General features: G+C 44.4%; 4 protein-coding genes and 1 pseudogene. 4 read left to right on the top strand and 1 reads right to left on the bottom strand.

Annotated elements, in window-relative coordinates; genetic code table 11:
* Positions 1-141 (top strand): annotated as a pseudogene (locus FDX01_RS23500) (integrase); the annotation flags it as partial.
* A 6-nt stretch (positions 142-147) separates the two neighbouring features.
* On the opposite strand, the gene FDX01_RS04570 reads toward FDX01_RS23500, so the two are convergent.
* Entirely contained in the window at positions 148-534 is a 387-nt protein-coding gene (locus FDX01_RS04570; RefSeq protein ID WP_137399314.1) for a S24 family peptidase, read from the bottom strand.
* Positions 535-646: 112 nt separating this feature from the next.
* Here FDX01_RS04570 and FDX01_RS04565 point away from each other — a divergent pair, with 112 nt between their 5' ends.
* The 3 genes from FDX01_RS04565 to FDX01_RS23025 all read left to right on the top strand — a co-directional run.
* Complete coding sequence (locus tag FDX01_RS04565) at positions 647-1,009, top strand: GtrA family protein (protein WP_137399313.1); 363 nt, start codon at positions 647-649, stop codon at positions 1,007-1,009.
* Entirely contained in the window at positions 1,006-1,935 is a 930-nt protein-coding gene (locus tag FDX01_RS04560) for a glycosyltransferase family 2 protein (RefSeq protein ID WP_137399312.1), read from the top strand. Before FDX01_RS04565 ends, FDX01_RS04560 begins: the two co-directional genes overlap by 4 nt.
* A partial coding sequence (locus FDX01_RS23025) for a glucosyltransferase domain-containing protein (protein ID WP_170974755.1) occupies positions 1,928-2,617 on the top strand: 690 nt, incomplete at its 3' end. The genes FDX01_RS04560 and FDX01_RS23025, both read left to right, overlap by 8 nt.

Here is a 2,617-nt window from a genome sequence, read left to right as displayed (position 1 = left end):
TGGAACAGAGACGCGATAGAAATGCAACTGGCGCACGTCAGCGGAGGTACTCGCTCCGTGTACAACCATGCAGCCTATCTGGATACCCGCAGAGAAATGATGCAGTGGTGGGCAGACTGGCTTGATGAGAAGGTGGCATAGAGCCACCTATATCACCGGACAGTCATCGAACTCACCCGACCGCGCATCGTTGATGATGTACGTGATCACACCGAATATCGGTCGCGACGTATCTGCACCGGTATCTTCCGGTATCTCCTCTCGCTTACCGTTCTCCAGGTTAACCAGGTGCGGCCTTGGGTGCGAACGGTAGCGCTTCACTCTGAACTCCCCGTCCATGCAACAAACCAGCAATGACCCATCGCACACAGTCAGCGAGCAGTCGATGACCAGCAGTGCGCCTTTAATGATGCCCTCCCGGTAGTGCGTGTTACCCGCGCGCATGAAGTACGTTGCGTTAGGGTGCCTGATGAACTTCGCATCAAGCGAAATCCGCTCTTCTACGTAATCTGCTGCCGGTGACGGGAATCCCATGATGACCTCCGATTAATACTGTATGTGCATACAGTATCGTCAATGTTGAGGGTCGACCAAGTGGCGTACAGGTGCTAAACTTCAGACCTTTCCGAATTCACTGATTTCTAACATGTTAAAGTTATTCGCAAGATATACATCAATAGGCATCATTAACACACTCATTCACTGGGTAGTTTTCGCTGTTTGCATTTATGTATTCAATACCGGCCAGGCGCTTGGGAACTTCGCTGGTTTCGTTGTTGCTGTGAGTTTTAGTTTTTTTGCAAATGCCAGATTCACATTTAATGCTCAAACAACCACGTTGCGCTACATGCTGTACGTAGGATTTATGGGTACGCTGAGCGCTGCCGTTGGATGGGAGGCGGACCAGGTATCATTACCACCTCTATTCACTCTCATTCTTTTCTCCGCAATCAGTCTGATCTGCGGATTCTTTTATTCAAAATATATCGTATTTAGGGATAAGAAATGAAAATATCTCTGGTCGTTCCTGTCTTCAATGAAGAAGACGCCATTCCAATATTTTATAAAACAGTCCGTGAATTCGAAGAACTAAAAGAACACGAAATTGAAATAATCTTCATCAATGATGGCAGTAAAGACGCTACAGAGTCGATTATTAACGCACTTGGCGTAGTAGATCCATTGGTGGTTCCATTGTCGTTTACTCGTAATTTCGGCAAGGAGCCAGCCCTTTTCGCTGGCCTTGACCGTGCGACCGGTGACGCAGTTATCCCGATCGACGTTGACCTGCAGGACCCGATTGAGGTCATTCCGCATCTAATTGAAAAGTGGCAATCCGGTGCTGAAATGGTGCTAGCTAAACGAACAGACCGCTCTACAGATGGTCGCATGAAGCGCAAATCTGCCGAATGGTTCTATAAGCTGCACAACAGGATCAGCAACCCTAAAATTGAAGAGAATGTGGGTGATTTTCGTCTGATGTCTCGTAATGTTGTTGAGAATATCAAGCTTCTCCCTGAGCGTAATCTTTTCATGAAAGGGGTGCTGAGCTGGGTAGGTGGTAAGACAGATGTGGTTGAATACGTAAGAGCCGAAAGAGCCGCAGGAAAAAGTAAGTTTAATGGCTGGAAGCTTTGGAATCTGGCGCTTGAAGGGATAACGAGCTTCTCCACTTTCCCGCTGAGAATGTGGACGTATATCGGACTCTTCGTTGCCGGATGCTCTTTTTTTTATGGAGCATACATGCTTATCGACACCCTATGCTTTGGAAACCCTGTTAAGGGATACACCTCGATAATGGTATCTATGCTGTTCCTTGGCGGTGTTCAGCTGATAGGCATTGGAGTGCTCGGAGAATACATTGGGCGCATTTACATCGAAACAAAGAACAGACCAAGATACATTACGAAAAGGGATAATGTTGAACATGAGTGATTCAGCGTTAAAAAACGATAAATTCCAGCGAATTTTTAGAATTGTTTTGCCATTGTCCCTTTTATACATATCTTGGATTGTTTTTACTGGCAGACTTTACATTGATGACTTAGGCCGTTCTCTTTACGGTTATACATCGTGGGGGCAGGACGGCAGGCCAGCCTCTGATCTATTAATGTCAGCCTTGAGTTTTGGCACGCCAATCCTAGATATTACACCCCTTCCCCAGATTTTATCTGTCATTGCCTTAAGTGCAGTTCTGTCACTTTGGGGGGTGAAGTATCTGCCCAAAAAAGGCACAATTTCTTCTGCTGCATGTGTTTTATATTTTATTCTATCACCATTTTTCCTTGAGAATATCTCATATCGTTATGACTCACTACCTATGTCTTTGAGTCTTGTTGCACTATTATTGCCATATGCATTGAAGAAAAAACCTTGGTCTCCTTTTCTGCATTTCATTTCTGTTATCGCTTCCCTGTCTTTTTATCAGGCATCAATATCGCTATTCATATTACTTATGATTATTGATGTAATTCATCTTTATTTTTCTAAAAAAGATGATTTAAGATACCTGGAAATAATCAAGTCAATTGCAATTAACACTCTTGCCTTTGCTGCTGGATTTGTTTTTTATAAGGTATTAATTGCTAGCTCTTTTGCGTCGAGCTCTTATTCTGAT

It is taken from the genome of Citrobacter sp. wls613 (assembly GCF_005281195.1).
Classification (GTDB): Bacteria; Pseudomonadota; Gammaproteobacteria; order Enterobacterales; family Enterobacteriaceae; genus Citrobacter; species Citrobacter gillenii.
The sequence above is the reverse complement of the archived record's forward strand: the minus strand, read 5'-3'. Positions and strand labels throughout refer to the sequence as shown.